The 5,290-nt window shown below is 71.0% G+C and carries 4 protein-coding genes; all 4 read right to left on the reverse strand.

What is annotated here, in order from left to right; genetic code table 11:
* Positions 1-213: 213 nt before the first annotated feature.
* The 4 genes from E1200_RS31040 to E1200_RS31055 all read right to left on the reverse strand — a co-directional run bounded on the left by E1200_RS31040 (position 214) and on the right by E1200_RS31055 (position 5,153).
* The gene (locus tag E1200_RS31040; RefSeq protein WP_131955834.1) at positions 214-795 is read right to left on the reverse strand and encodes a PadR family transcriptional regulator; all 582 of its coding nucleotides are present in this window, start codon (positions 793-795) and stop codon (positions 214-216) included.
* Positions 796-924: 129 nt separating this feature from the next.
* Entirely contained in the window at positions 925-2,688 is a 1,764-nt protein-coding gene (locus E1200_RS31045) for a fatty acyl-AMP ligase (protein WP_165950535.1), read from the reverse strand.
* 27 nt (positions 2,689-2,715) lie between these two features.
* The gene (locus tag E1200_RS31050) at positions 2,716-4,458 is read right to left on the reverse strand and encodes an acyl-CoA dehydrogenase (RefSeq protein ID WP_207933629.1); all 1,743 of its coding nucleotides are present in this window, start codon (positions 4,456-4,458) and stop codon (positions 2,716-2,718) included.
* 269 nt (positions 4,459-4,727) lie between these two features.
* Entirely contained in the window at positions 4,728-5,153 is a 426-nt protein-coding gene (locus tag E1200_RS31055) for a nuclear transport factor 2 family protein (RefSeq protein ID WP_131955838.1), read from the reverse strand.
* Between the last annotated feature and the right edge of the window lie 137 nt (positions 5,154-5,290).

The raw sequence follows: 5,290 nt of genomic DNA on the forward strand, positions 1-5,290 counted from the left end.
GGCCGGGGCCAGGGTGCTAGGGAGTTCGATGGTGCGGTGATCGCCCGACATGATGGACGCCTCCTTGACTAAGGCGTGTTGTCCCGGTCCAGCCCTGCCGGGATGCGGAGCTGGAGAGGGCGCGGGGGGTTGGTGCGTGTGCCGCCGCCGTTCGGGCATGCGGCGGCACGGGGTTCGAGGCGGTACGGGCCGCCGGTGCGCGGTGCACTCCGGTCATGACGGCTCGCCCCCCTCGGCCTGTGTGCCCGCCCTGGCTCGCAGCAGCCGGGCGGTACTGGTGAACCACTCGTAGTTCTCCTGCTCGAAGCGCAGGCCGCGGATGCACGTCAGGTACGGCCCCACGGGATTTCCGGTCCGCAGGAACGTCTCCTCGTCCAGGTCGCCGCGCAGGTGCTTCAGGGTGCGTTCGAAGACCTCGACCTTGGCGGCGGACGCCACGGCCCTGTCTTCGAGCTGCGCGATGACGGACTCGGCTGAGATGTGGTCCACGGCCTGGACCATGACGAGCAGGTTCTCTCGGATGATTCCTGGCTTGGCGGGGCTCGTCGCGAACCTTTCGAGCTCGGCGACGCCGGCCGGCGTGACGGTGTACACGCGCTTGTTGGGCCGGTCGTGCTGAATGATCTGCCGTCCGCTGATCAGACCTTCGGTCTCCAACCTCGACAGCTCCGAATAGAGCTGCTGCGGAACGGCATGCCAGAAGTTGGAGACCGACAAATCGAAGATCTTCGCCAACTGGTAGCCGCTGTACTCGCCGTCGAGCAGCGCCGCCAGCACCGCGTGACGTAGCGCCATCGGCCTTCTCTCCCCGCCTTGACTCAGGGTTGTGCCGACGGTAGCAGACAACGACATGATTAGTCATGCTTTTGACTAGGTTTGGTTATGGTCATTTTTTCGGTTCGCCGAAATGCCCGGCCCGGCCATTCAGCCGGGATCCGGGAACGGTCCCGCGACGCCCGGTTCGAGGTCCCGGGCGAGCTCGGTGATCTCCCCGGCGAGGTACGCGCGCCGGGTGTGGAGGCGCTGCAGCTTGCCGCTGGTCGTCCGCCGCACCGTGCCCCGCCCGGTCAGCACGACGCTCAGCGCGGGCAGCTCGAACGCGCGGGCCGCGCGGGTCCGGATGAGGGACGCCACCTCGTCCAGCGGCGTCCCGGCGGCGGCCCTCGTGCTGATCTCCTGGACGAGGACGACGTGCTCCACCCCGTCGTCGCGGCCGGGCTCCGGATCGACGACGAACGCCGCGCCGGTGAGGGCGGCGGGGTGCGCGTCCCGGGCGGCCTCCTCGATGTCGTGGGCGTAGATGTTGCGCCCGTTGACGATGATGAGGTCCTTGATCCGCCCGGTGACGTACAGCTCGCCGTCGGCGACGAAGCCGAGATCGCCCGTCCGGAGGTACGGGCCCTCCCCGTCGGCGGTGCGGGCCTGGAAGCCCGCACGCGTCTCCTCAGGGCTGCGCCAGTACCCGCGGGCGACGCTGCCGCCGCCGACCCAGATCTCCCCCACGTGCCCCTCTGGACGTTCCTTGAGGGCCACCGGGTCGACCACGCGCACGTCCAGCGTGACGGGCCGGCCACTGCTCACCAGCCGCCGCACCCCTCCCCCCTCCCCGTCCTGGGTCGGGGAGGGGTCGTGCGGGACGGCGGTGTCGCGGGTCAGCGCGGCGGCGTCGAAGTCGCGGATGACGGGACCGCCGCCGAGGGGGGCTGCGGTGATGAGGAGGGTCGTCTCGGCCATCCCGTAGCACGGCATCCACATCTCGGGGCGGAAGCCGACCGGCGCGAACCGCTCGATCATCCGCTCCAGCGTCGCCGCGCGGACGGGCTCCGCGCCGTTCTTGGCCACCTGCAGCGACGACAGGTCGAGGCCCTCCATCTGGCGGTCGGTGACGCGGCGCAGGGCCAGGTCGTAGCCGAAGTTCGGCGCGACCGTGATCGTGCCGCGGTGGCGGGTGATGAGTTCCAGCCACAGCACCGGCCGCTTGATGAACGTGATCGGCGAGGTGAACACGTACCGGCAGCCGAGGTAGAGGGGCTGGAGGAACTGCCCCACCAGGCCCATGTCGTGGTAGTGCGGCACCCAGCCGACACCGACCGTGTCGGACGACCCGCCGATCCGCCGTTTGATCTCCTCGCCGTTGCTCAGCAGGTTGCCGTGGGTGACCATCACGCCCTTCGGCTCGCTGGTGGAGCCGGAGGTGTACTGCAGGAACGCCAGCGTGTCGGGGCCGAACCCGGGGGGCGTCCACGCCCCGGGGTCCACGTCCTCGCCGCTGGTGTCCAGGCAGTGCACGCGTCCCTTCAGGCCGCCGCCGTCGAGCCACCCGTCGATCGTGTCGCGGTGGGCGGCGTCGGTGAGGATCAGCGTGATGTCGGCGTCCTCGATGATCCGGCGGGTGCGCCCGAACCGCTCCGCGTCCAGGTCGGGCAGGGGTGCCGGGACGGCGACGACCCGCGCGTACAGGCACCCCAGGAACGCCGTAAGGAATTCCAGCCCTTCCGGATAAAGCAGCAGGACGGCCTTATCCCGCAGCCCGCGCGCCTCTAGCCGGCAGGCAAGCGCGCGGGCCTTGCGGTCGAGTTCGGCGAACCCGAGCACGTTCTCCTTATAGGTGCGTCCCCGTTCCTCACTGATGAACGTGAACGACCGGTCGTCACCGTGCTCCCGGATGTTCTCCCGGACGAGCGACACGAAATCCCTATGCGGAGGCATAGGCCATCACTCGTCTTCGGCCAGGGACAGCAAGGAGAACCAGCCGCGCTCGTCGGAGACGCGGAACATCGCGTCCTCAAGCGACGGCAGGAACTCCTCCGACAGGGCGGTGTCGGGCTGCGCCCGCTGCAGCAGCCGCTGCAGGCACAGCACGAGCCACTGCCCGTCGGCGAACGCCCCGCCGAACGCGTGCCGGTTGTGCAGCCACGTCAGGGCGCACGACATCATCGCGTGCAGCTCGCAGTACCGCTTGGCCCGCGCCAGCGCCGCCACCGATCCGGTGTCGCCCTCGCTGGCGCGGATGCCCTCCTCCACCTTGGCCCGCAGCCCGCCGATGCTGGACATCAGGTCCTTCAGCTCGGCCGCGACCCCGGGCGCCGCGTGCGCGTTCGCCGCCGCCAGCAGCTCCTCGGAGATCTGCTCGAACCGCTGCCCGACCTCGTCGCGGCCCTCGTTGGTGAGCTGGAGCATCCGGCCGTCGGGTTCCCAGGTGGGGGGCGTCCTCGTCCAGCAGAACAGGTCGGCGAGCAGCTCGTCCTCCCCGCCCGTCTCCTCGGGCGGGTCGATCAGGTACGGCAGCTGCCCCGCGACGTTGGCGAGGTTGACGTGCGTGGTGCCCTCGAAGATGCTCGCGATCGCGTGGTCGCGCTGGAGCTTCTGGAACACCCCGTGCGCCACGCCCTCGCGCAGGTAGCCGCGCGCCGCCAGCACCGTCCCGATGCTGGCCACGACCTCCTCCCCCAGGACGGGGACGAAGTACTTCACGATCGACGACCACAGGCTGAGCCGCCCCGGCGCGACCGTGAGGCTGCGCGTCACCGGGATCGCGACGCACTCGGCGATCAGCAGGTCCAGGTGCACCTTGACCAGGTGGTCGCGGATGACGGGGATCTTGTAGATGTCCGACCCGTACAGGGTGCGCTCGCGCGAGTACCGCATGCCGATGCGGACGACCGCGTCCATCGTGCCGACCGACAGCGCCGCGATCGCCGTCCGGGTGATCTGCAGCGTCTTGAGCGTCTGCACGAGCCCGGAACCGCGCCGCCCGATCACCCGCTCCGCCGGGACGCGGGCGCCGATGAACATCACGCCGCTGAGGTCGTGGCCGCGCAGGCCCACCGTCCGCACCGGCGGCAGCGCCGTCCACATGTCCGGTTCGATCTCCTGCTTGTCGACCAGGATCAGCGAGAAGTCCCGCGGGCCGGTCTTGGCGTAGGTGGTGACGAACCGGCCGCGCGTGGCGTTGCCGACCGGCCACTTCGTCCCGGTCAGCAGCAGCTCGTCGCCCTGGATCTCGGCCTCCGACTCCGACGCCATGACGTCGCTGCCGTGGTCGGCCTCCGAGACGCCGAAGCAGGCCAGGTCGCCGTTCAGCACCCCGTCCGCCACGGTCTTGCGCTGCCACCCGTCCCCCCACAGCCAGACCGGGTTCACCGCCAGCAGCCCCGACCCGTACATCACCGCGACGGTGACGCTGCGGCGGGAGATGCCGCGGGTGACGAAGAAGAGGTCCTCCAGGGTCGTCAGCCGGCCGCCGAGCCCGGCGGGCACCAGGTACTTCGGGAAACCCCAGGAGCGGACGGCGCCCACCGCGCCCGCCGGCAGCTCGTCGCGCTCCTCGGCCTCGACGATCGCCCGGTAGGAGAACGGCCCGGACTCCTCGTCCATCGGGTCGCCGAGGTAGCCGTCCAGGTCCGCGGCGACCCGGTGCGCCGGTGACAGCTCACCCCACCAGGTCTCGGACCGCACGCCGCCGGAGGCGGGCTCGTCGGCGCCGGCGGCACTCCGGGGAGGCGCGGCCGCCGAGGTCGGGGCGTCCCCGGGACCGACCGGTCCCGCCGTGTTCCCCGGGGCCAGGGAGTCCGCCGGCATGGGGTCCGGGGACTCGGCGGGCTGCACGGGGACCGCCGGCGTGCCGGGGGGCTCGTGTCCCGCGGAGGTCGCGGGAACGTCAGGGGTTGCGGTAGCGGGGTGTGTCGCGCGTGCGGGGACCTTACTGTCCATTCTTTCTCGACTCCCTATAGGTGGGCGGTGCCGGCCGGGCCCCCCGGTCCCTCGGCCGCCTCCATCCGCCGCCCCACCGCCCGCGCGAGCGTCATCGCCGCGGGCAGGGGGCGGACCATCACGGTCAAGCCGGTGACGAGACCGTTGTCGCCGAACCGGAGCAGGTCGAGCCCCTGGACGGCCTTGCCCATCACCCGGGCGTTGAAGATCAGCGCCTGGGCCGGCGCGTCGGGCCGGCCGGCGCTGACGAGCTCGTCGGTGTAGTGGAAGTCCTCGAAGACCTCCAGCAGCACGCCGAGGAGCGCGGCGACGGAGTCGCGGCCGTGATAGGGCTTCACCATCACCGGGCTGTGGAACTCGATGCCAGGGTCGAGCGAGCCGGTGATGGCGGGGAGGTCCTTGGCCTCCACCGCCTTTCGGAACGTTCCGGGAACCGTCACCTGAGCTGCTCCCTTCACTTGCCGTGGTCGGGGTCAGTTCGTCCGCGGCGGGACGATGCCGGCGGGGGGCGCGCTCCCGGCGGAACCGGGCGCGGGATCGGATGCGGGCGGGCTGGTAGCAGGAGCTGTCTCTTATA

The sequence above is a fragment of the Actinomadura sp. GC306 genome, from assembly GCF_004348665.1.
Taxonomy (GTDB): Bacteria; Actinomycetota; Actinomycetes; order Streptosporangiales; family Streptosporangiaceae; genus Spirillospora.